Below are 20,517 nucleotides of genomic sequence, written 5' to 3'. Positions count from 1 at the left end.
AACCTGCTTCATACAGCTGCCTGGCGCTGACTCACAACCCAAACACGAACGTGGTCATAAGTTAGATTGTAGACAAACGCGTAGACAGTCACGAATATCGTCACACCAATATCCATGACAAACGCTTGCCATAGATTCACATTAAGCATGACTGCCATGACAGGGACAGTGGCGAGCAACAATCCCGCCTCAAACAGTAGCACGTGAATAATGCGAACCATCACAGTTCGTTGTACTCGGTCACCTTTGACAAAATAGTCGAAAATTAGATTGAAGAGATAATTCCAACACATTGCCATCGTCGCAATAACTATCATTGTTCCCGACAATCTACTGATGTCATGATCGGTAAATATCGCTAATCCTGCTATTGATAAGCTTACGGCTAACACTTCAAACAATACTGAATGAAAGACTCTCTCAAGCACTCCCATTGTCGACTCCTCACTAATTTCATATGTTTTGTAGATGATTTATCTCCAATTATGCCCACTCAGCGATAGATAGAAAGTTAACAGCTATCACAAATCGTGATACCTTGAGGTCAATTTTGTGATTGAGAATTCACCATGTACAGTTTCGAACAGCTTAAAGTGTTTGTTGCGGTTTGCGAGTATGGCTCATTTTCCGCAGCGGCGCGTAAACTCAAACGCGCTCAATCGGGCGTGAGTCAGGCTATCTCTAACCTTGAAATCGCAATCAACCAAACCTTGTTTAGCCGAGAGAAAAACACGCCAGAGCTGACCGAAAACGGCAAGGCACTGCTGCCGATCGCACGTTCGATTCTTCATCAGCAGCAGTATTTCGATCAAAAAGTCGATTCACTGGCCAACGACTATGAGCACGAACTGGTCATCGCCATTGATGAGAGCCTAATGAGCCGCACTTTGTTGTCTATCCTTGCGCCTCTTGCAACTCAGTACCCTATCACCAACTTTGAGATCATCACCGCCTCTACATTCGACGTCGAAAAACTGGTTAGAGAAGAAGTGGCGCAGATAGGCATTGTTTATGCCGATGGCGAGCTACGCGTTGATATGGACTTCTTTGTTATGGGCCAAGCACGATTTCTCACAGTAGTTGCACCCGACCACGCTCTTGCAACGCTGCCCGTCGTTAAAGATTCTGATCTCAAAGCGTATCGCCAATGTGTGCACCGTAGCTCAGATAAACAAGAGCTTTGGTTTACCTATGGCATAAGTACCAACGTGTGGTACGCCAATACGCATCAAAACTTGGTTGATATGGTTTTACAGGGCATCGGCTGGTCAAACCTACCTGAAATGCTGGTAAAACAAGCAATACAAGAGCAAAAACTGGTTGCCCTGCCCGTCGCGCATGAAAAAAGCGGTTGGGTGACGACCGTCGGATGCTTAGTGTCGCGCCGACATGGGAACGGACCTGTGCTCAGCGAACTGGTTAACGTGTTGCAGAAACATCAGTTTGTAAATGATCATTGGCAATAAAATCAGTGACAACGTCACTAATATAACTTGGAAATTGTGACTGTATACCTAAGTCAAATGTCGCAATGTATCTATACTTTACAATGCGTTATACCCAAATCTCACTCCAATCAACAAGGGCGAACCCATGCAAGCAGCTTCCCAGCCAAAACAACAAAGAAAAAACTTGGGGATATTAATGGAGCTATTAACCTTCATTCGTCCTTATCAGATAAAAGTGTTTGCAGCGCTGCTTGCTCTTATTATCACCGCGGGTTTAACTCTCTCAGTTGGCCACGGGGTGCGAATGTTAATCGACCAAGGGTTCACCCAACAATCGCTCAGTGACCTAGAAAGTGCTATTCAGTTTATTCTGCTCATCACCCTCTGTATTTCCATCGGCACTTTTTTTCGATTCTATTTGGTCTCTTCGGTTGGAGAGCGTGTTAGCGCCGATATTCGCCAAGCGGTATTTGATCACATCATCACCCTCCACCCTAGCTACTTTGAAACCAATGGCAGTGGCGACATCATGTCCCGTATCACGACAGATACCACGCTACTGCAAAGCATTATTGGATCGTCTTTCTCCATGGCGATGCGCAGCGCATTAATGTGTGTGGGGGCGATTGTAATGCTGTTTGCGACCAACATTAAGCTGACACTAATTGTACTGGCCTCGGTCCCTTTCATCTTGGTACCGATCCTTTTTTACGGCAGGCGCGTGCGAGCACTATCTCGTCAAAGCCAAGACTCTATGGCGGATGTGGGCAGTTATGCAGGAGAAGCGATTGAGCACATCAAAACCGTTCAAAGCTACAGCTTCGAGTCCCAAGAGCGAGCTTCCTTCGCCCTAGAAGTTGAACGCGCTTATGATATCGGACGCCGAAGAGTTAAACAGCGCGCGATTTTAATATCGGGAGTGATTGTGATTGTTTTCAGTGCCATTGCTGGAATGCTTTGGGTCGGCGGCAGCGATGTGATTAACGGTGTGATGTCGGCCGGTGATCTTGGCGCTTTTGTGTTTTATGCCATCATGGTCGCTTCATCACTCGCGACGATCTCAGAAGTGATGGGTGAGCTACAACGCGCTGCTGGCGCGACTGAAAGATTGGTTGAGATATTACACGTTGAAAGTCGAATTACCGCCCCAAATCAGGATCGACTTTCACCCAATTACCTGCAGCCAGAAGTTGCCTTTCATCGCGTGGTCTTCCACTACCCTTCCAGACCCACGCAAGCTGCGGTGGAGTCCCTAGATTTGGTCGCCGAAGAAGGCAAAGTCTTGGCATTGGTTGGGCCTTCCGGCGCCGGAAAAACCACCTTATTTGAATTGATGCAACGCTTTTACGATCCAGAGACAGGACAAATCACGTTAGGCGGTATCGATATTCGACGCTTCGATCCCCATGAACTGCGTAAGCAGATGGCATTGGTCCCTCAACAACCAGCTCTATTTAGTAATGATGTGTTTCACAATATTCGCTACGGTAATCCTACAGCAACTGACGAGGAAGTGATTGAAGCAGCGAAGAAGGCCCATGCTCATGACTTTATTATGAACCTGCCCGAAGGTTATCAGAGCTTTTTAGGCGAACGTGGCGTGCGCCTATCTGGTGGTCAGCGCCAACGCATTGCCATTGCGAGAGCAATACTGAAAGATCCGAAGATTTTGCTGCTCGATGAAGCCACCAGCGCCCTTGATAGTGAAAGTGAGCACCACGTCCAGCAAGCACTGGAAGAGCTGATGCAAGGTAGAACGACAATCATCATCGCGCATCGCCTGTCTACCATTCAGCATGCTGATCAAATCGCGGTTCTGGATCATGGCCGGTTAGTCGATAAAGGCAATCACCACGCGCTGCTTCAGAGCTGCGAGTTGTACAGACGGCTCGTTGACCTGCAGTTTAAACACTTGGCAAGCTAGTGGCACTGCTCTTCCCACCTCTGACGTGACAAACCATAAATCGCATGATCCACGACTCGACCATTCAGGTTTTCGGCGCGAGTAATTACCCCTTCAAGCCTAAATCCAAGTCGCTCGCACACGCTGCGACTAGGTTGGTTGTCTTCGGCAACGGATATCTGCACTTTCTCCATGTCGAGCTGTGTGAACGCGATATCTATCATTTTCGCAACCGCCTTGGTCACAATGCCTTTCCCTTGTTGAGACTGAGCAAGCCAATAGCCGACTTCCACTTTCTTAAGTGAATGGCTAATCGTGTTAAAGCTGATATTTCCGACCAGTTCGCCTTGATAAATGATCCCACACGTCATCGACTTGCCGACAGCATAGTCATGTAGCGATTGCTCGATAAAGCGAGCAAAGAATTCTTGGTTTCTACCGTGCTCGGGCCACACCAGCCACTGGGAGAGATACGCCCTATCGCGAGAGACAATGGCAAGATACTCAGAGGCAAAACTGGGTTGCACTAATGCTAATGAAAGCGTGTTGTCGATATCGAGTTTGAACATAACATCCTTATTTCTTGTTCTTTAAAGATAGTGAGGCTCAGAAGAAGCCAAGAAAGGTAAACCACTAGTAAAACTCTGCTAAAGCTGAACGATAAGCGTTGCAGGCAGCCTGACTTAAATAGCGGTCCATTCGAACAAATAACTCCAATAGCTCTGCGCCATACTTAGCTTTAAATGATGTGTCCGCCAATACTAGCTCGAGCTCATTAGCGACAGTGATCTCACAAAAATCAGCGGCTAGTGCTTCTGTGAGCTCAAACCGCGCATCGGTAAATCGGTCTCGAAACATTATCTTCTCTTGATGGCCGAACTGCGCGAAAACAACATCTCTATCGCAGCTACAATATAGATAAACTAAGGACTCCGCTTCCTTACCTATCACATCGGCAATGTCTCGGCGCTGATTTAATGACACCATGTTGTCATTAAATCCCGCCGTGCCGTACGCAGCATGAAACAGACCCGCGTCGATCACCGTATCCCTTGCCTGCCACTGTTGTAATAACTGTGCAGTGCCCTTCAGGTGGGCTTCTAAACTGCCGTTAAGATGCTGAAAATCACCCGCCCCAAGCGCTTTCAATAGTTCAAATTTCTGCATCTGATGTCCCTCTATTAGCCACGTTTGACCGCTATCACCGAATAGATATGCCAATGCTTCTCGATCCCGATCGCCGTCGTACCTGGCTCATTGCGCTCATGAAATCGAATAACGTCAAAGTCGTCAAACAAGGCTTCTACTTCGAATCGAGTGAGTGGGGTCGTTTGCGAGGGATAGTCAGACGCCCAACTGTCGCTGAGCCCCAAAAAATCGCCAACAAAAACACCGCCTTCTGCAATGGAATCACTGATACGCTGCCATGTTTGTTTAAACGCAGTAGGATTGGCAAAAAGCAGACTTGCACCAGCGATGACAACGCCAGCGTTTGGGTAGGAGAAGTTCTCAAAAGTATCTTGCGATACCTCAACCAAGTCATCTTTAGCGAATCGGTCATGACAAATGGCGACGGCTTCCGCATTAATGTCGAACCCAAAGACACGATATCCCTGCGAAGACAAATAACCGATATCACTACCGGTACCACAGCCACAATCTACCGCAATCTGAAGTCCAGATTCATTCAGAGACAGCGCGAACTCCGTGCGCTTAGCATGAGGTTTGGCGAGTGATTTTTCGTAGTAACGTTTCCATTTTTCAGCGTGGTTATCCATTTCTAGGGGCCTAAATTAGGACGGAAGTCCGTGTAATGAAGTACATAATTAATGTACTACACCCACTGCAATATACAGTGAAGCAGAATCACTCAGTATTGAGACTTGGTTCTCAGTGACTGAGCCAAATACCTCTACAGCACTGGATGTCGAGTGGAGCATTCCAGACAATGATGTTTGTTCTTTCAGCCACCCAACATAGAAATTAGAATCAAGTTGTAGATGGTGCTTATGTTGGATACGCTCCACTATTTTGGCCACTCGCTGTGAGGCTTTATCTGTTCGTAAATCTGAAGAGTAGTAATCGATCGTGTAGTTGTTTATTAAACAATACTTATTCTCCACCACTATTTGATCGCCATCTTCAAAAATAAAGTACTGCCGAAAAACTTCCTCATCTGAGTCATTGTCCTTTGTTTGGAAGCTATAAGATACTTCGGCTTCATTAAAAGCAAAAACCAACTTTACTTTATCACAAGCATAACTTGTATTGGATAGCATCAGAAGTATAAATACAGAAATACAGCGAGTGAGCATCATGATACAGCCTCACTTATTGGCTTGATATTAGGTACAATTTCCACATGCCAGCAAGAGTTAGACATCTTAGATTCATCAATAAATAAACTAATAAATCCGTCTTCATACAGCTCTTTTAGTACCGAACTAAAACTCTCTATTGAAAACATATCATTATTTGACATTCTCGTAGAATTCACACCGATGTCGATAATATTACGTTTCTTATAATCAGAAATCGTAGTACAGTGTTTCGAAACCTTTCGTCCTTGATTTGTTAACTCTTCAATCTTACTCGTCATCAACTCGATAACATCATCAGGTGTCCTGTGAATATTATCTTTATAGACGCCTAGTACCGTATCTCCATTGGTTCCATACAATCTAAACTGCTTTTGAAGATCTATTTTGGCATTCCGATACATAATTGACGCTTGCTCCGTTGGGAACCTAAGTGTGCTTGTTATCACAGCACTTTTTAACCCAGCTCTATCTAGTGCTAGTTTAAGAACTTCGATTGAATAGTTGCTTACTAATCTCTTGTCCATAGAGACTGATGGTGCATAACGAACCGACAAGGATTTTCTCGGAGCTTTTTTATTGAGTTGCACCCTACCAGCTTCACTTTTGACTATGATAGCGCGGCTACTCAACCTTCTGTCTGCTTCAGAAACTCTTAACGCCAGAGCCCTGAATGTTCTTCCACCTGCATCTACTCTCCCATCAGGTCGCCAACTAGGCATAATTTCCTGTTGAAAGGTCAATATTTCTCTCTTAGTCGCTGACCCACAAAGACCATCTACAAGTAGCTTTTTACGATTTCCGACATTCAGCAACACCTGAACTAGCCTAACATCATGTCTTTTATTTATGCCATTATTCCCCACAGAACTATCAATGCCAAACACAATAACCCCCCTAATATCATCACGAAAAATATAGAAGATGGTATTGATGACCAATGGGGATTCAAATCATCTTGACGTTTATTCGAGCAGGGTCAATGAGTTCTATGTCGATATGTAATCTATATATTTAACACCACAAAAATCGCCAATAACAAAACCGTTATTGGCGACTATATAGAACGTTATCATTTATGATTAGAGGGCCATAGCTTTGGCCTATCTTTACCAATGCACATCCAAATCCTGATCGATACCATTTTGGATTGCTTGCCATTCTTCCATCAGCGAACTGGCTTTTTGAGCGCTAATGGGTTTCTCTAATGATGCATTTTTGTGGTCATTAACAGAGAGCATATAAGATTGTGCATTCAGATCGGCGGGGATATTATGATAGTCCTTGATACACTGCTCTGTGGTTTGATTCGGTCCCCAAGCTAGAACCAGTTTACTTCCGTTAATATCCATTGTGATGGCTAGTGAGCTGCAGTCCATATCATTCTCCTTATCTCTTTTAGAGCTGTTACACCAAAGAGCATAGTCAAGCTACTGCGACAACGTGATATTAATACCAAATCCGTGATCACTGCCGATATCACTTTCCCCCTGTTTAGGTGGCTTGCAGTACAGCGGTTGGTTTCCCGTAAAGCCATCACTTCACCCACAATGGTCAATCAATTTCTAAGTTTTTGGCCATTTTTGCCGCTGTAGAATGAAAGCTTTCAAGCTCCGCTTCTGTCAGCCCATTAGCCATCATCGCGAATACGCGCTGGTCAATCTCCGCTAAGCTTGCCATAACTTTTTGTCCCGACTCTGATAACTCAAGATAGTGACTACGCTTATCGTTTGGGTTTGGCGCTTTAACCAAAAGAGATTGCGCTATCAAAGCGTTAATCAACCGTGTCACCTGAGCCTTATCTCTATCCAGATAATGCGCAATATCAATCGACGTACACGGCGATGTTTTGGTGATGATCTTCATGACCCGCATGTGCATAGGTGCAATGTCATACTCTAGGTTTTCAATGTGTTCCGCCATCTGACGCTTAAGTGAATGAACTAAACGAAAGACAGATTCTAAAGACGTATTTTCAGACATGATCGATCCTTTCTAAATTTAGTTGACATTGTCAACCATCGAATTTATAGTTGACATTATCAACTTAAATCAAACTTATTTCAAGACTGGAGAATCGATATGACGACACAAGCAACACTGCCCTCTCTAGGTTCCGACGTCTCCCTAGAGCCAAACAAGAAAACACCTGTACTGCTAAAGGTGCTGGTCATGATTGGTTTAATGAGCTTAATTGGCGAATCATTAACTGCAGTAATGACCTATATGAACGTCGGACTAGGAGATACCTTTGTCCAGCAATGGTTGTCTTCTTGCGCACTTGCCGCTCTGGTAATGATGCCTGTCGGTATGGGGATGATGGCGATAATTACCAAACTCATTGCAGCGCTAATGCCGAATAAAAGCGAACCAATTCGAAACTTAGTGGTTGGCTTGGTTATGGCTACAGTGATGGAGTCACTTTTGGCCTTGATCACAGCGGCAAACACAGTTGGATTTACTGATGCGTCAAATTTTGCCACTGGATGGTTCAACGGCTTTATCGCCGCACTGCCTATTGGATTGACGATCATGATTGTTATGTCATTGACCGTGAAACCTAAAATTGAAAAATTCCTAAAAAGCTAAATCTATTTACGTTTTTGGAGAACCAGATGAAATCATTGAGCAACAAGCACAACCAGTACCGTATTACGATTGAAGAGATCAACACCAAAGCAGATCTTGAACTTCAAACACTCACATTCGAGATTGAAGACAGAGAAGATATGTTCGCTATTGTAGAAAAGATGAAGCAAAGTAGCGGGCTAGATGAGTCGTCTGCAACTCGCTTAGGCGTCAGCCTCCGTCTTTTAGGCCCTATGATGATGCAAGACAGAAAACACCCGTTATTTGCAGACTTCATGCCTCACTTTAGAACCTTTATGCAAAGTCTAAAAAAGACCATCAAAGGTCAGTAACATATATAAGCCTCGCATCTGCGAGGCTTATTGTTTTTAGACGCACCGACATACCTCGAAGTTTTACAAACAGCTAAGTCATTTCAACCAAAAAGTGAAAAGGTTAACGGCGCGACTCACGCTTTGCTGCTAGGGTTTAATCTCACCCATAGATGAATCAAGGCGATGTATGTCAAAGACAGCGAAATTGGAAAACGAAGACAAGTTGTTTAAAAAAGCACTTGAAGTGGGGTGTAAAATGGCGGCTATGCAAGGCTATCCAATTCATGACCCTTCAGCGAGTCAGTCGATGAAAGCTAGAGCGCTGTATCTCTTCTTAGTGGAAGTTCGCCAAATCGTCCCGCTTCCCGAAGATAAAGTCGATGGGCAAAACATCAAAAAACGACTGGCACTTTGGCTTCATAGTGCGCTTCCAGACAGCGATCCTTTAAAGTAACGGGCTCTCAAAATACGTCCTTTAAACGTCGCGCTTACTGATGGCGCGACACTTCCCCCATCCAAACGCTGGCAAAGTCTGGCCATGACCAGTCAGTAATTTTCACGCCTTGCAATACACTCCCCCAACGCAGCGTTTGCCTATGGTGAAACAGCGGCAGCAAGCGGTTTTCTAACAATAATGTCGTGGTAATCGACTCGAGCTCACTCAAGTAATGGGTAACGCTCTGGTGCTCTCTGAGCTCTGAAAGTTGGCTATCTAACCAATCTCGACTGTCCGCATCCAATCCGTGTCTTAACATCGAATCAGAGCCCAACCACCTAAATACCGACACCGGCAGATTATCATCGACGATAAAGCTTGCGATGATCATATCCTCGTCAAGCTGCCCATCGCTCGCCTTTCGATGAAGCGACTCAAGTGAGTAAGTATTAATTTCGCATATCACGCCCAGTGAGTTCAGCTGCGCTTTTATTGCATTCGCACAGTCTTGAATAACAAGGTGGTCATACACTGCGATGGTGAGCACTTGGGGTAGCGCAACTTGGTCGGCAGTGCGTCGCTTAATCTTGGTCCAACTTGGTAACACATTATGGGCGGGTATCGAAGCGCGAGACAGTGGATGCAACTTAGGGTGTTCAAGTATCAAATAAGGTGAAAGCAGACTGCAAAGATAATTGCGCTGCACCGTTGTCATTGGCGAAGTAGCGCTGTTAGCATTCAACAATAGATAGAGGCAACCATTTTCAATACGGGTTTGAGTGTGGTCTTCTATAGAGGCTATCTCCCCTTCGAGACGAACATTTGAGTCTTTCGGCTGGGAATATTCGAGTTCGATACGCTCAGTGCCCGTTTTTTCAAGCTGCCAAATGGTCACAGTATCGGTTAAAACAGGGAAGCCAAAGTAACGATCATTGGCTGCCAACCGCAAACGCTCACTGGAATGTTCAATCATTCGAAATGGGCCACAACCATCCACCACTCGACCGTCTTGATTGTCAACCTGCGATACGGGCTGAATAGAATAGCGCAAGTCGGACACCAAGGCGTCAAAGCTCATGTCAGGACAACTCAACGAGAAGGTGATGGTTTGATGACCAAAACTCACCCCTTGCAGATGCGCTAACTCCTGCTGGTATTCAGGCAGTGTACTCAACTTTTCAAACAGCTTAGCTACCGCTTCTGGCGTCAATGCCGCACCCGAATGAAATTCTAGTCTCGGCCTCAAGTAAAAGCGCCATTGAGTATAATCTTGGTTGGTATCCCAATGGTGAGCAAGCTGTGGCGACACCTTACCTTCATGATCACAAGCCGTTAAGCATGAGTAGATCTGACGCACTAAAAAGCGCTCACTATTTCTCAGTGGCATGTGTGGCAAGATAGGCTGAAATGCACGTTGGTAAGTCAATTGAATATGAAGCTGCCCTTCTCGCACCATAGTGCCTGAAGTTTGTTGCAGCAGTTGTGAAAATTGTTCTTGGTCACCATGCAGCAACGCAAACGCCGATTCATACTGACCTTGCGCAATCAAATCACGTCCCATCTGGTGACGAAGTGTTGTTGAGTCGAAATGCAATGCCAAATGCGAACGCTGATTTCTACCCGATTTTGGCGACCAAGTAACCCAGCCGCGCGCTTGTAAGGCTTGCAATACCGTTCTCGCATGCCTTGTCGTGGTGCACAAGACATTGGCGACCTCATTGAGCGGCAGATGATGCTCCTTTTTGGAACTTAGGCCTAACAGCCTCTCATAATATTGCAGTGCTCGTTCGTTTTTCATACTCAATAACAGGAAGTTCATAAGACCATTTTTTCCTAATATTAGCCTATTCAGCAAACCAAACCTATTAAGCCTCGCCAAATGACAGTTAATAGGAAAAATAATCATCAAATCTAGCTCTTTTTAAGTTCCCCTTATCGTTAGATACTGCGTCTATGTTGAACGAGCACGCTACGGTTAAAACGCGCTCGCTAATCTCAATGATTCAGAGGTTTCTATGATTCAGTTTCCAGACAATTTCCTTTGGGGTGGCGCTATTGCCGCAAACCAAGTAGAAGGTTCATTCACGCTCGATGGTAAGGGACTATCAACGTCAGATATGTTGCCTTCTGGTATCTTAAGCACGCACCAAACTCGTGAGGCACGCACACCAGGGATCAAAGATATTGCGATCGATTTTTACAATCGCTACCCGGAAGACATTGCACTGTTTGATGAGATGGGCTTCAACTGCTTGAGACTCTCCATTGCGTGGACGCGCATTTATCCAAACGGTGATGATGCAGAGCCTAACGAAGCGGGACTCGCATACTACGACCGTATTTTCGATGAACTGGCGAAATACAACATGACGCCGTTTGTGACACTCTCTCACTACGAAATGCCCTACGCGCTGGTCGAAAACTATGGCGGCTGGGGAGATCGCAGGCTGATTGACCTGTTTGAGCGTTATGTAACTACGGTATTCGAACGTTACAAGAACAAAGTAAAATTGTGGCTGACATTTAATGAAATCAACATGTCACTGCATGCGCCATTCACGGGCGTTGGCCTACAAGAAGACGCCAGCGAACAAGCGATTTACCAAGCGATCCACCACCAGTTGGTTGCAAACGCTAAAGCAGTTCAAGCCTGTAAGCGCATTATTCCTGATGGCCAAATCGGCAACATGCTATTAGGGGCATTAAACTACCCTTACACATGTAACCCGGATGACGTCATTGCCGCCATGCACGAAAACAATAAGTGGCTGTTCTTTGGCGATGTGCAAACTCGTGGTAAGTACCCAGGCTACATGCTGCGCTATTTCCGCGAAAACGGCATTGAAATTACGATGGAAGATGGCGACTTGGAAACCATCGCTAATGCGTCTGTCGATTTCATTTCGTTCAGCTACTACGCCAGCGGCTGTGCCAGTGCTGACCCAAAACAAAAAGAGGTTGGAAACATCGTCGACAGTGTGCCAAACCCATACCTTGAGAAGAGCCAGTGGGGATGGCTCATCGACCCTAAAGGTCTGCGAGTGCTGCTTAACTTCTTGTATGATCGCTACCAAAAACCACTGTTCATTGTAGAAAATGGCTTGGGCGCTCGCGATGAGTTGGATGAAAACGGGGAAATCCAAGACGACTACCGTATCGCCTACTTGAACGATCATTTAGTGCAAGCGCGCGAAGCCGTAGCCGATGGCGTCGAGTTAATGGGCTTCACGAGTTGGGGTCCGATTGACTTGGTGGCGAACTCTACAGCTGAAATGAGTAAGCGTTACGGCTTCATCTATGTGGATCGCCACGATGATGGTAGCGGCACATTAGAAAGAAAGCGTAAGAAGAGTTTTTATTGGTATCAAGGAGTTATTTCGAGTAACGGGCAGTCACTGTCAGACTAGTTCCCACTCCTTTTTGAACTGGTAAAGAAACCATCAGTTGCGCCCAAACATTTCATAAACTTCTAGTTTCGGCGCGGCTTCAGTGTTAAATTTATGAAAAAATTAACAGGGAGTTCACGATGAATTCGAAAATAGCAGTGGTCATGGGCTTGGCGTTAGCAGCGGTACTAGCAGGATGTGCACCATCGAACGAATATCGTAATAACCAAGAAATTGGCACTAAGATGCAAGACGAAGCGAAGCGTGAGAAAGAGATTTGTACCGCACTGGGTGATATCAACTGCGCGCAGCAGCTTTAATCAAAACGCATAAATAGTAGAAAGGGAGCCTAGGCTCCCTTTTTTGGTTAGTTTCTTAGCTTAATCTTTCTTGGAATCAACTCAACACCAGGGTTATAGCGTTTAGCCGATGCATTGAGTGCTAACTCAAGCGCACTATCGCAGATCAGTTCAAACTGCTGAGGAAGCGAATTGACGCGCAGGGGTAGAAAATCGAGTAGACGATTGTCACCAAATGTCCCTATCTTAACTTTCCCCATCAGTTCCGGGTTATCAATCAGAACATCAAGCACACCTTCAAGTAAGGTGTAAGAAGTAGTGACCAATGCATCCGGTACGTTACCCTGCTCTATCCACTCCATAAAGACTCGCTTGCCTTCATCGCTATTAAAGTGGTCACCATAGGCAACAACAGATTTGAGCTGCTTTTCTTTTATCGCAGTTTCAAAACCCAATTGACGCTCTCGAGAGATGTTCAGCTCTGGTAATGCCCCAATCAAGCCAACTGTATTGACCTTGTTATCTAACACTGATTGAGCCAACTCGTAAGCCGCCCCATGATCTTCACTAATCACACAGCTAAAATGCTCATCATCCAAGCTTCGGTCAATCGCAATGACAGGCGTACCGCGCTGCTGAATAGGCAGATAGTAGTCACTGGCGTCAGTGATCGCACTTGCGACAAACAAGGCATCAATACGACGAGAGATCAGCGCATCCGCCACCAGCTTCTCTGTGTCTGGATTGTCATCCGAACAACCAATCAAGATTTGAAATCCCGCCTTGCGAGAATTTTGCTCCAGCAATTTAGCGATGCGAGCGTAACTGGTGTTTTCGAGATCTGGAATGATCAAACCAAATGAGCGGCTTTGTCCCGCTCTTAGAGACGATGCAGCATGATCGGGGCGATAGTTGTGCTCCTCAACCACAGCCATAACTTTGCGCTGCGTTTTTTCCGAAATTCGATATTTTTGAGCTTTGCCATTAATAACATAGCTCGCGGTGGTTTTTGATACCCCTGCGAGTCTGGCGATCTCATCTAGAGTCATGTTTCGATCCTTTTCTGTGCGATGGATCATATAAATGAATCCTAAGCCTACTGATGATTTGAATTATAAGCTGAATCGGTTCAGTATAAAAGCTGAAAGGATTCAGCAAGGTTCACAGTTTTTGAACTTGGTCCATAATGATAATGGATACCGATAAGAGTGGCGCTAGATTTGATGTCGTTAGTCAGGCATCACAGGAGCGAGAGCTCAGTTAAAACGGCCACTTCGACAACAGCAACGGATTTGCTGACTTTTTTTGAGATTTTTGCTGAATCGATTCAGTTAAGCTAAAGCAGTTATCTGAAAGCAAACATGAATCGGTTCCTAGATAGAATAAAACAGGTGAGCAACTATGCTTCAACTCGACACAAATACGATCACACTGAATCAATCTTCCGATAATAAACTAAACGCAATCAAAGCCATCGCCGCTGACCTTACCGCTAAAGGTTTGGTGCAAGACGGTTACGTTGACGGCATGCTAAATCGTGAAGGCCAAAACTCGACGTTTCTTGGTAACGGCATTGCCATTCCGCACGGTACGACTGACACCCGTGATTTGGTGAAACAAACAGGTGTCGCCGTTCACCACTTCCCTAACGGTGTAGACTGGGGCGACGGCAACATTGCTTATGTGGCTATTGGTATCGCAGCAAAATCTGACGAGCACTTAGGCATTCTTAAGCAACTGACTAAGATCCTATCTGCGGACGGTGTCGAGCAAAAACTTAAGCAAGCGAAAAGCGAAAAAGACATCATTGCCCTTCTAAACGGTGACGTTCAGCTGGAAGCTGACTTTGATGCATCACTTATTCAACTTAACTTCCCAGCAAGTGACATGGTTCAGATGTCAGCCGTAGCTGGCGGTCTTCTCAAAAACACTGGCGGTGCGGGCGCAGAATTCGTTGCCGACCTTGTGACCAAATCTCCGACTCACCTAGGCAAAGGCCTATGGCTAGTGAGCAGCGACAAAGCGGTAACGCGCACTGGTATGGCATTCGTTTCTACCATTAACCAGTGCGAACTTGACGGTACACCCGTTCAGGGACTCATCGCGTTTGCAGCGTGCAACAACGCTCACCAGCCTATGCTAGACAAAATCACTGAGCTGGTATTTAAGCAAGAGCAACACACACTACTGTCGCTCTCTGCTGAACAAGTGCTTGGTTTCTTCACTGGCGAAGACGTTCAAGCGGCAAGTGCCGAAGATGGCAATGTTGCGGTATTCAAAATCAAAAATGCTCACGGCCTTCATGCTCGTCCTGGCGCTATGTTGGTGGCTGAAGCGAAGAAGTTCGAATCGTCTATCAAGGTGTCCAACCTCAATGGCGATGGCAAAGCGGTTAACGCGAAAAGCCTGATGAAAGTTATCGCGCTTGGCGTGAAACACGGCCACGAGCTTCAGTTTAGTGCTGAAGGCGCAGATGCTGCAGAAGCTTTGGAAGCGATTGGTAAAGCTATCGCATCGGGTCTAGGTGAAGGCTAAGGAATCTGTTATGACCACTACAAATAAAGTCGTCACCATCACACTTAACCCAGCGCTGGACCTCACAGGCAGTCTGGAGACCTTGAATAAAGGTTCCGTCAGCTTAGTGAACCAAGGCTCTTTGCACGCAGCAGGGAAAGGCGTAAACGTAGCTAAGGTACTCAGCGATCTCGGAGCTGAAGTGACAGTCACAGGTTTTCTGGGCAGCGATAACCAAGAGCTGTTCTGTCAGCTATTCACTGAGATGGGCGCGTTGGACAAATTTGTTCGTGTTGCGGGCTCTACTCGCATCAACGTAAAACTGGTTGAACAAAGCGGTGACGTTAGTGACATCAATTTCCCTGGTGTTGAGGTTGACACGGAGGCAATCGCCGCATTCGAGCAAACCCTCAATGAGCTCATGGCAGAGCACGATTACTTTGTCTTCGCGGGCAGTTTGCCACGCGGTATCACACCAGAGCAATGTGCGACTTGGATTGCGCATCTGCAGCAAAACGGTAAGCGCGTCCTATTCGACAGCAGCCGCGACGCATTAGCCAAAGGACTCGATTCAAAACCTTGGCTAATCAAGCCCAATGATGAAGAGTTGTCACAGTTTGTTGGTCGTCACCTCACCACGCAGGCGCAGTGTTTAGAAGCGGCCGAGTCACTTTCTGACAAAGGTATTGCCAACATCGTGGTTTCGATGGGCGCCGAGGGTGTGCTGTGGTTAGAGAGCGGTGAATGGCTACAAGCAAGGCCACCAAAAATGTCAGTCGTGAGCACCGTTGGCGCTGGTGACACGCTCGTTGCAGGCCTATGTTGGGGTCATATGCAATCTAAGCCGAAAACAGAATTACTTTCTTTTGCAACCGCCTTATCTGCGCTAGCAGTAAGCCAAGTTGGCGTCGGTGTTGCGAGTGTGGAAGAAGTTTTATCCCTACAACAAAAAATAGAGTTACAAAAGCTTAGCCACTAATTTACCTAAGCCTTTGGCTTAGATTCTTGTGGCAAATGGACACGAAGGTCGAACCTATGAAAATTTCAATTATTACCGCTTGCCCTAGTGGCGTAGCAAACAGCATTATCGCGGCAGGTCTTTTAGACCAAGCTGCAAAAGCACTCGGACACGAAGCGAATGTTGAGTGTCATTCTAGTGTGGTGGAAACACAAACTCTGACAGAAGCTCAAATCAACGAGTCTGACGTTATTATTGTGGCCGCTAACGCGCCAGTGGATACTCAGCGCTTTGTAGGCAAAAAAGTCTATCAAGCGAGCATCTCCGAGTGCACATCGGATCCAAAAGCATTCCTTGCTGATGCTATCGAAAAAGCGACCGAGATAGAGCAAGGTGTAGCTGTTACTGCGACAGCAGACACATCAAGCAGCGCGAAAAAAATCGTGGCTATCACAGCCTGCCCTACTGGCGTGGCGCACACCTTCATGGCGGCAGAAGCTCTTGAAGACGAAGCTAAGCGCATGGGTCACACCATTAAAGTGGAAACTCGTGGCTCTGTAGGTGCGAAGAACCAACTGACGGCCCAAGAAATTGCCGATGCGGATCTGGTTATTATCGCAGCAGATATTGAAGTTCCACTGGATCGTTTTGACGGCAAACCTATGTACAAAACCAGTACTGGCCTTGCTCTTAAAAAAACCGAACAAGAGATCAACAAAGCGTTTGTTGATGCCTCTCCTTATAAACACACTGCTGGCGCAAGTCAGTCAGGTGCAACCGAAGAGAAGAAAGGTGTGTATAAGCACCTTATGACCGGTGTATCTCACATGCTTCCAGTGGTTGTCGCAGGTGGTTTGATCATCGCTCTGTCGTTTGTATTCGGTATCGAAGCATTTAAAGAAGAAGGCACCCTAGCGGCAGCGCTCATGACCATTGGTGGTGGTAGCGCGTTCGCTTTGATGATTCCAGTACTCGCGGGTTACATCGCGTTCTCAATTGCTGACCGTCCGGGTCTAGCTCCTGGTCTAATTGGCGGCATGTTAGCAAGCTCAACTGGCGCGGGTTTCCTAGGTGGTATTGTCGCTGGTTTCCTAGCGGGTTACTCAGCGAAACTGATTGCCGATAAAGTAAGCCTTCCACAATCAATGGAAGCGTTGAAACCTATCTTAATCATTCCGTTTGTGGCTAGCTTGTTCACAGGCCTTGTGATGATTTACATCGTTGGCGGTCCGGTATCTGGCATTATGGCAGCCCTAACTGACTTCCTGAACAACATGGGTAGCGCGAATGCAGTTCTACTTGGTGTGCTTCTTGGCGCGATGATGTGTTTCGATTTGGGTGGTCCAGTAAACAAAGCCGCTTACACCTTTGGTGTTGGTCTTCTGGCTTCTCAAACATACGCTCCTATGGCAGCTATCATGGCAGCGGGTATGGTACCTGCGCTTGGTATGGGTCTGGCGACATTCCTAGCTAAAGACAGGTTTGAAGCAGGTGAGCGTGAAGCAGGCAAAGCATCTTTCGTGCTAGGTATGTGCTTTATCTCTGAAGGTGCGATTCCATTTGCTGCGAAAGATCCAGTACGCGTTATCCCAGCTTGTATGGCGGGTGGTGCACTAACTGGCGCACTTTCTATGCTAGTTGGCGCTAAGCTTATGGCTCCGCATGGTGGTCTGTTCGTACTGCTTATTCCAGGTGCCATCTCACCAGTACTAATGTACCTAGTAGCGATTGCAGCGGGTACTGCAGTGACAGGCTTTACTTATGCGTTCCTAAAGCGTCGTTCAGATGACAAAGCGTTAGCAGCGGCTTAACTACCTTAGCCCAAACAGTTTGACTGTTTGGGCACAATGCCAACCCCCACGAATATGGCATTTTTAATTAGCGCTGCCCTCGCAGCTAATTTTTTATGCTATACAACGGCCTGTTGTGACGCCTACGCATCCACCCCAGCGACATTAAACTTAACGATAGCCACCACGACAAAGCACCTCCCCCGCCGTCACCGCCACCTGTAGTTGTGCTACCTCCTTGGAATATCACCCGGCCATTAACACCCAAATAGTCAATGCGATCTTGCTCGGTCACAATCACTGTTGGTGTTCGCTGCCCACTGAGCACGCTATCAATCCAACTGGCATAATCGGCAATCTCAGTGTAGGCAGAGGTCACTGCTGACGCCGCATCACCGCACTCGGCAGGGCCAAAACTGGTGATCCCTACCTGCTTGAACGCGCCATTATCATTCCAGTAGATCGGCCCTCCAGAATCTCCTTGGCATGTTCCTGCTTTTAAACCGTTAGCTACGGATTTGCTACCACTAAAGCAGATCTGCTTATCGGTTAGGTAGTTACCGTTGGTGAAATTATTAGCACATGTCAAATTGGTCACCCAAAACAAATCCGCTCGCTGTAGAATACTGGTGCCTTCAACGCCACTCTCCACATTCCCATGTCCTAAAGCAACAAATGACGCAAGTCGACTCCTGTATTGTTCTGACTCCACTGCCGTCGCTCGAGTCACCGCGCTTCCTCCTGAGATAGGGCTTTCTAAACGAATGATCGCGATATCGTTAGGTAACAGCTTAGTTATGTTGTTTTCAAAGTTAGGATGAAAAAATACGGCTTCCGCGCGACGTTTCTCTGCATTGAGAAAGTCGTTTTCATTTTCAAGCCCAGCCACCGCGCTGGTGAACAGCACAGCACCTTGGTCATAACTGTTGTAGCTCGACAAGCAATGCCCCGCTGTCATCACATGACGACTATCAAGCAGAGTGCCGCCACAATATGCACCTGAAGAGTAGCGTCCGTCGTATTCCAAAGAATCAATAAAAAGGCTAACGAAAGAGGGAAAATCTGAGATAGATGCGTTGGTGCCGTTGACGATCATCGGCGCGATATCGACAGAGGATGCCGTGCCGGACACTGGCTCCGACTCACCGATGTTAGAGTAAACCTTGCCCGCCACAAAAGTGAGTGGCAGAACCGATAACGCCAACAACCAAAATTTCACGTTTCGATTCATTCGGAATCTCCTTTCTGAATAATTCGCGGGAGTTAACGTGATGTATCTCTCACTTTCAGTATAGAGTGTTACGAAGGAACTCGTGGACTCGATTAGGTATTTCTTAGCAATGAGTCAAAGGCAATAAAAAACGCCGAGCAGAGTACTCGACGTTCTATTTAGATAGGGCTAAACACTTGGCTAGCTAGCCGTTCACTTTCGTCTCAACCAACCAACACAGGCGAGAAGCGCGGCGAATAACCAAGGTACGCTGCCACCGCCACCGCTGCCACTCTCTGTCGATGTATTGGGTTTAGGTGATACTGTTTCGCCAAACTCAACACGCTGTTGTTCTGTGGGTTGATAAGTTGGCGCCTCGTGCCCGGCTAACACACTTTCAATCCAATCGTAATGCTGTGATACTTCGGTAAACACAGAAGTTACTGGGAGATCAGGGTCGCCACATTTTGAAGGGCCAAAGCTGGTGATACCAACTTGCACTAAATGTCCGTTATCGTTCCAGTACACAGGTCCGCCGGAATCTCCTTGGCAAGTGCCACCATTCAACTTAGTTACGTCACTATAGCTGCCAGAAAAACAGATATAGTCATCGCGTACGCCGTTCAAACCGAAAATATCGCATTGGCTATTGCTAACATAATTAAGTGCCACCTCAAGTAACTGCGTAGAATCATCTTCGTGAGAGCGGGTATCACCATGCCCTACTGCCACAAAACTTGCTGGCTGGTAGCGATAATCGCTTTGTGAACCGTAGCTGACCGGTTCGCCAAGTGAGGCTGACGTTTCTAGTTTCAAAATCGCAATGTCATTGCGCCAAAGATAATCTTCTCCGTCTCGGTAATCCGGGTGGAGATAGATTTCAGCAATGCGTAATCGCTCGGCACTGGCGGCATTATCGGTATTCTGTAGCTTGGTAACCGCAACAGTAAACAGTTGGTTCCAGCGAGCGGCATTGTCATTGCCGTAAAAACAATGCGCAGCGGTCAATACATAGTCTGGACTGAGTAAAGTACCGCCACAAAGCGGCCCTTCAAGCGAGTAATCGGTATAGGCAACGGGATCCGAAAACAAAGACACAAATGAACGATAGTCATCGATTTCGGCCACATTTCCATTAACGATGTATGGTGCAACCGACGTACTATTTTCAGTAGCAGTCATTGAGTCTGCATGAGAATGAAGTGAGAAAAAACTGGTCGATAAAACCGCAGCGGCGATTGCACCACGGGTAAAAGAGCGTCGAAACACGAAACGGTACTCCTTGTCATGTGTATCGTAATGCTACGTGATAAGTAGCGTCGTATATCAGTGTACGTCCAATAGTAACTATC

22 protein-coding genes are annotated in these 20,517 nt (G+C 46.4%); 10 read left to right on the top strand and 12 right to left on the bottom strand.

Going from position 1 to position 20,517, the window contains the following annotated elements:
* Positions 1–8: 8 nt before the first annotated feature.
* Positions 9–434, bottom strand: coding sequence for a PACE efflux transporter (locus AAA946_RS17640; RefSeq protein ID WP_338166098.1), 426 nt, complete (start codon positions 432–434; stop codon positions 9–11).
* A 135-nt stretch (positions 435–569) separates the two neighbouring features.
* On the opposite strand from AAA946_RS17640, the gene AAA946_RS17635 reads away from it, so the two are divergent.
* Positions 570–1,466 (top strand): LysR family transcriptional regulator, encoded by an 897-nt coding sequence (locus tag AAA946_RS17635; RefSeq protein ID WP_338166097.1) that lies wholly within the window; start codon positions 570–572, stop codon positions 1,464–1,466.
* 127 nt (positions 1,467–1,593) lie between these two features.
* On the top strand, positions 1,594–3,372 hold the full coding sequence (locus AAA946_RS17630; protein WP_338166096.1) for an ABC transporter ATP-binding protein/permease: 1,779 nt from the start codon (positions 1,594–1,596) through the stop codon (positions 3,370–3,372).
* Here the strand turns inward: AAA946_RS17630 and AAA946_RS17625 are convergent.
* The 7 genes from AAA946_RS17625 to AAA946_RS17595 all read right to left on the bottom strand — a co-directional run bounded on the left by AAA946_RS17625 (position 3,369) and on the right by AAA946_RS17595 (position 7,652).
* Positions 3,369–3,920, bottom strand: coding sequence for a GNAT family N-acetyltransferase (locus AAA946_RS17625; protein ID WP_338166095.1), 552 nt, complete (start codon positions 3,918–3,920; stop codon positions 3,369–3,371). The genes AAA946_RS17630 and AAA946_RS17625 overlap by 4 nt on opposite strands.
* A 64-nt stretch (positions 3,921–3,984) precedes the next feature.
* Entirely contained in the window at positions 3,985–4,518 is a 534-nt protein-coding gene (locus AAA946_RS17620; protein WP_338166094.1) for a DUF6817 domain-containing protein, read from the bottom strand.
* Between the two features lie 14 nt (positions 4,519–4,532).
* Positions 4,533–5,129 carry a class I SAM-dependent methyltransferase gene (locus AAA946_RS17615; RefSeq protein ID WP_338166093.1) on the bottom strand — a complete coding sequence of 199 codons (597 nt, stop codon included), beginning with the start codon at positions 5,127–5,129 and terminating at the stop codon, positions 4,533–4,535.
* Positions 5,130–5,177: 48 nt separating this feature from the next.
* The gene (locus tag AAA946_RS17610; RefSeq protein ID WP_338166092.1) at positions 5,178–5,669 is read right to left on the bottom strand and encodes a hypothetical protein; all 492 of its coding nucleotides are present in this window, start codon (positions 5,667–5,669) and stop codon (positions 5,178–5,180) included.
* Positions 5,666–6,556: a peptidoglycan-binding domain-containing protein gene (locus AAA946_RS17605; RefSeq protein ID WP_338166091.1), complete on the bottom strand. Its 891-nt coding sequence runs from the start codon at positions 6,554–6,556 to the stop codon at positions 5,666–5,668. The genes AAA946_RS17610 and AAA946_RS17605 overlap by 4 nt, the downstream gene beginning before the upstream one ends.
* 222 nt (positions 6,557–6,778) lie before the next feature.
* On the bottom strand, positions 6,779–7,048 hold the full coding sequence (locus AAA946_RS17600; RefSeq protein ID WP_338166090.1) for a hypothetical protein: 270 nt from the start codon (positions 7,046–7,048) through the stop codon (positions 6,779–6,781).
* Between the two features lie 175 nt (positions 7,049–7,223).
* A complete protein-coding gene (locus AAA946_RS17595; RefSeq protein ID WP_338166089.1) occupies positions 7,224–7,652 on the bottom strand; it encodes a MarR family winged helix-turn-helix transcriptional regulator in 429 nt (142 codons plus the stop codon).
* A 99-nt stretch (positions 7,653–7,751) separates the two neighbouring features.
* Between AAA946_RS17595 and AAA946_RS17590 the strand changes: the two genes are divergently transcribed.
* The 3 genes from AAA946_RS17590 (at position 7,752) to AAA946_RS17580 (ending at position 9,026) form a co-directional block, all read left to right on the top strand.
* Positions 7,752–8,258, top strand: a complete 507-nt coding sequence (locus AAA946_RS17590; RefSeq protein ID WP_338166088.1) for a DUF2798 domain-containing protein — start codon at positions 7,752–7,754, stop codon at positions 8,256–8,258.
* 26 nt (positions 8,259–8,284) lie between these two features.
* Positions 8,285–8,590, top strand: a complete 306-nt coding sequence (locus AAA946_RS17585; RefSeq protein ID WP_338166087.1) for a DUF3861 domain-containing protein — start codon at positions 8,285–8,287, stop codon at positions 8,588–8,590.
* Positions 8,591–8,759: 169 nt separating this feature from the next.
* Positions 8,760–9,026, top strand: coding sequence for a DUF5062 family protein (locus AAA946_RS17580; RefSeq protein ID WP_338166086.1), 267 nt, complete (start codon positions 8,760–8,762; stop codon positions 9,024–9,026).
* A 34-nt stretch (positions 9,027–9,060) separates the two neighbouring features.
* On the opposite strand, the gene AAA946_RS17575 is transcribed toward AAA946_RS17580, so the two are convergent.
* On the bottom strand, positions 9,061–10,827 hold the full coding sequence (locus AAA946_RS17575) for an SgrR family transcriptional regulator (protein WP_338166085.1): 1,767 nt from the start codon (positions 10,825–10,827) through the stop codon (positions 9,061–9,063).
* 196 nt (positions 10,828–11,023) lie between these two features.
* Here AAA946_RS17575 and AAA946_RS17570 point away from each other — a divergent pair, with 196 nt between their 5' ends.
* Together AAA946_RS17570 and AAA946_RS17565 are read left to right on the top strand one after the other, a co-directional pair.
* Complete coding sequence (locus AAA946_RS17570; RefSeq protein ID WP_338166084.1) at positions 11,024–12,415, top strand: glycoside hydrolase family 1 protein; 1,392 nt, start codon at positions 11,024–11,026, stop codon at positions 12,413–12,415.
* 119 nt (positions 12,416–12,534) lie between these two features.
* Positions 12,535–12,714: a hypothetical protein gene (locus tag AAA946_RS17565; protein ID WP_338166083.1), complete on the top strand. Its 180-nt coding sequence runs from the start codon at positions 12,535–12,537 to the stop codon at positions 12,712–12,714.
* Between the two features lie 47 nt (positions 12,715–12,761).
* On the opposite strand, the gene cra is transcribed toward AAA946_RS17565, so the two are convergent.
* Positions 12,762–13,742, bottom strand: a complete 981-nt coding sequence (gene cra, locus AAA946_RS17560) for a catabolite repressor/activator (protein WP_338166082.1) — start codon at positions 13,740–13,742, stop codon at positions 12,762–12,764.
* A gap of 352 nt (positions 13,743–14,094) precedes the next feature.
* Between cra and fruB the strand changes: the two genes are divergently transcribed.
* The 3 genes from fruB to fruA are packed head-to-tail and all read left to right on the top strand — an operon-like array spanning position 14,095 to position 17,976.
* Positions 14,095–15,228, top strand: coding sequence for a fused PTS fructose transporter subunit IIA/HPr protein (fruB, locus tag AAA946_RS17555; RefSeq protein ID WP_338166081.1), 1,134 nt, complete (start codon positions 14,095–14,097; stop codon positions 15,226–15,228).
* A 10-nt stretch (positions 15,229–15,238) separates the two neighbouring features.
* On the top strand, positions 15,239–16,186 hold the full coding sequence (pfkB, locus tag AAA946_RS17550; protein WP_338166080.1) for a 1-phosphofructokinase: 948 nt from the start codon (positions 15,239–15,241) through the stop codon (positions 16,184–16,186).
* 56 nt (positions 16,187–16,242) lie between these two features.
* Positions 16,243–17,976, top strand: a complete 1,734-nt coding sequence (gene fruA, locus AAA946_RS17545) for a PTS fructose transporter subunit IIBC (protein WP_338166079.1) — start codon at positions 16,243–16,245, stop codon at positions 17,974–17,976.
* An 85-nt stretch (positions 17,977–18,061) separates the two neighbouring features.
* On the opposite strand, the gene AAA946_RS17540 is transcribed toward fruA, so the two are convergent.
* The gene (locus tag AAA946_RS17540; RefSeq protein WP_338166078.1) at positions 18,062–19,186 is read right to left on the bottom strand and encodes a S1 family peptidase; all 1,125 of its coding nucleotides are present in this window, start codon (positions 19,184–19,186) and stop codon (positions 18,062–18,064) included.
* Between the two features lie 192 nt (positions 19,187–19,378).
* A complete protein-coding gene (locus AAA946_RS17535) occupies positions 19,379–20,434 on the bottom strand; it encodes a S1 family peptidase (RefSeq protein ID WP_338166077.1) in 1,056 nt (351 codons plus the stop codon).
* Positions 20,435–20,517 lie beyond the last annotated feature (83 nt).

Source organism: Vibrio sp. 10N (genome assembly GCF_036245475.1).
In the GTDB taxonomy this organism is placed as follows: Bacteria; Pseudomonadota; Gammaproteobacteria; order Enterobacterales; family Vibrionaceae; genus Vibrio.
This window is presented reverse-complemented; position numbering and strand designations above follow the sequence as displayed.

Bases quoted from the DNA above. Each gene is read 5' to 3' on its own strand.
- AAA946_RS17640 (WP_338166098.1), bottom strand. From the start codon at position 434: ATGGGAGTGCTTGAGAGAGTCTTTCATTCAGTATTGTTTGAAGTGTTA.
- AAA946_RS17635 (WP_338166097.1), top strand. From the start codon at position 570: ATGTACAGTTTCGAACAGCTTAAAGTGTTTGTTGCGGTTTGCGAGTAT.
- AAA946_RS17630 (WP_338166096.1), top strand. From the start codon at position 1,594: ATGCAAGCAGCTTCCCAGCCAAAACAACAAAGAAAAAACTTGGGGATA.
- AAA946_RS17625 (WP_338166095.1), bottom strand. From the start codon at position 3,920: ATGTTCAAACTCGATATCGACAACACGCTTTCATTAGCATTAGTGCAA.
- AAA946_RS17620 (WP_338166094.1), bottom strand. From the start codon at position 4,518: ATGCAGAAATTTGAACTATTGAAAGCGCTTGGGGCGGGTGATTTTCAG.
- AAA946_RS17615 (WP_338166093.1), bottom strand. From the start codon at position 5,129: ATGGATAACCACGCTGAAAAATGGAAACGTTACTACGAAAAATCACTC.
- AAA946_RS17610 (WP_338166092.1), bottom strand. From the start codon at position 5,669: ATGATGCTCACTCGCTGTATTTCTGTATTTATACTTCTGATGCTATCC.
- AAA946_RS17600 (WP_338166090.1), bottom strand. From the start codon at position 7,048: ATGGACTGCAGCTCACTAGCCATCACAATGGATATTAACGGAAGTAAA.
- AAA946_RS17595 (WP_338166089.1), bottom strand. From the start codon at position 7,652: ATGTCTGAAAATACGTCTTTAGAATCTGTCTTTCGTTTAGTTCATTCA.
- AAA946_RS17590 (WP_338166088.1), top strand. From the start codon at position 7,752: ATGACGACACAAGCAACACTGCCCTCTCTAGGTTCCGACGTCTCCCTA.
- AAA946_RS17585 (WP_338166087.1), top strand. From the start codon at position 8,285: ATGAAATCATTGAGCAACAAGCACAACCAGTACCGTATTACGATTGAA.
- AAA946_RS17580 (WP_338166086.1), top strand. From the start codon at position 8,760: ATGTCAAAGACAGCGAAATTGGAAAACGAAGACAAGTTGTTTAAAAAA.
- AAA946_RS17575 (WP_338166085.1), bottom strand. From the start codon at position 10,827: ATGAACTTCCTGTTATTGAGTATGAAAAACGAACGAGCACTGCAATAT.
- AAA946_RS17570 (WP_338166084.1), top strand. From the start codon at position 11,024: ATGATTCAGTTTCCAGACAATTTCCTTTGGGGTGGCGCTATTGCCGCA.
- AAA946_RS17565 (WP_338166083.1), top strand. From the start codon at position 12,535: ATGAATTCGAAAATAGCAGTGGTCATGGGCTTGGCGTTAGCAGCGGTA.
- cra (WP_338166082.1), bottom strand. From the start codon at position 13,742: ATGACTCTAGATGAGATCGCCAGACTCGCAGGGGTATCAAAAACCACC.
- fruB (WP_338166081.1), top strand. From the start codon at position 14,095: ATGCTTCAACTCGACACAAATACGATCACACTGAATCAATCTTCCGAT.
- pfkB (WP_338166080.1), top strand. From the start codon at position 15,239: ATGACCACTACAAATAAAGTCGTCACCATCACACTTAACCCAGCGCTG.
- fruA (WP_338166079.1), top strand. From the start codon at position 16,243: ATGAAAATTTCAATTATTACCGCTTGCCCTAGTGGCGTAGCAAACAGC.
- AAA946_RS17540 (WP_338166078.1), bottom strand. From the start codon at position 19,186: ATGAATCGAAACGTGAAATTTTGGTTGTTGGCGTTATCGGTTCTGCCA.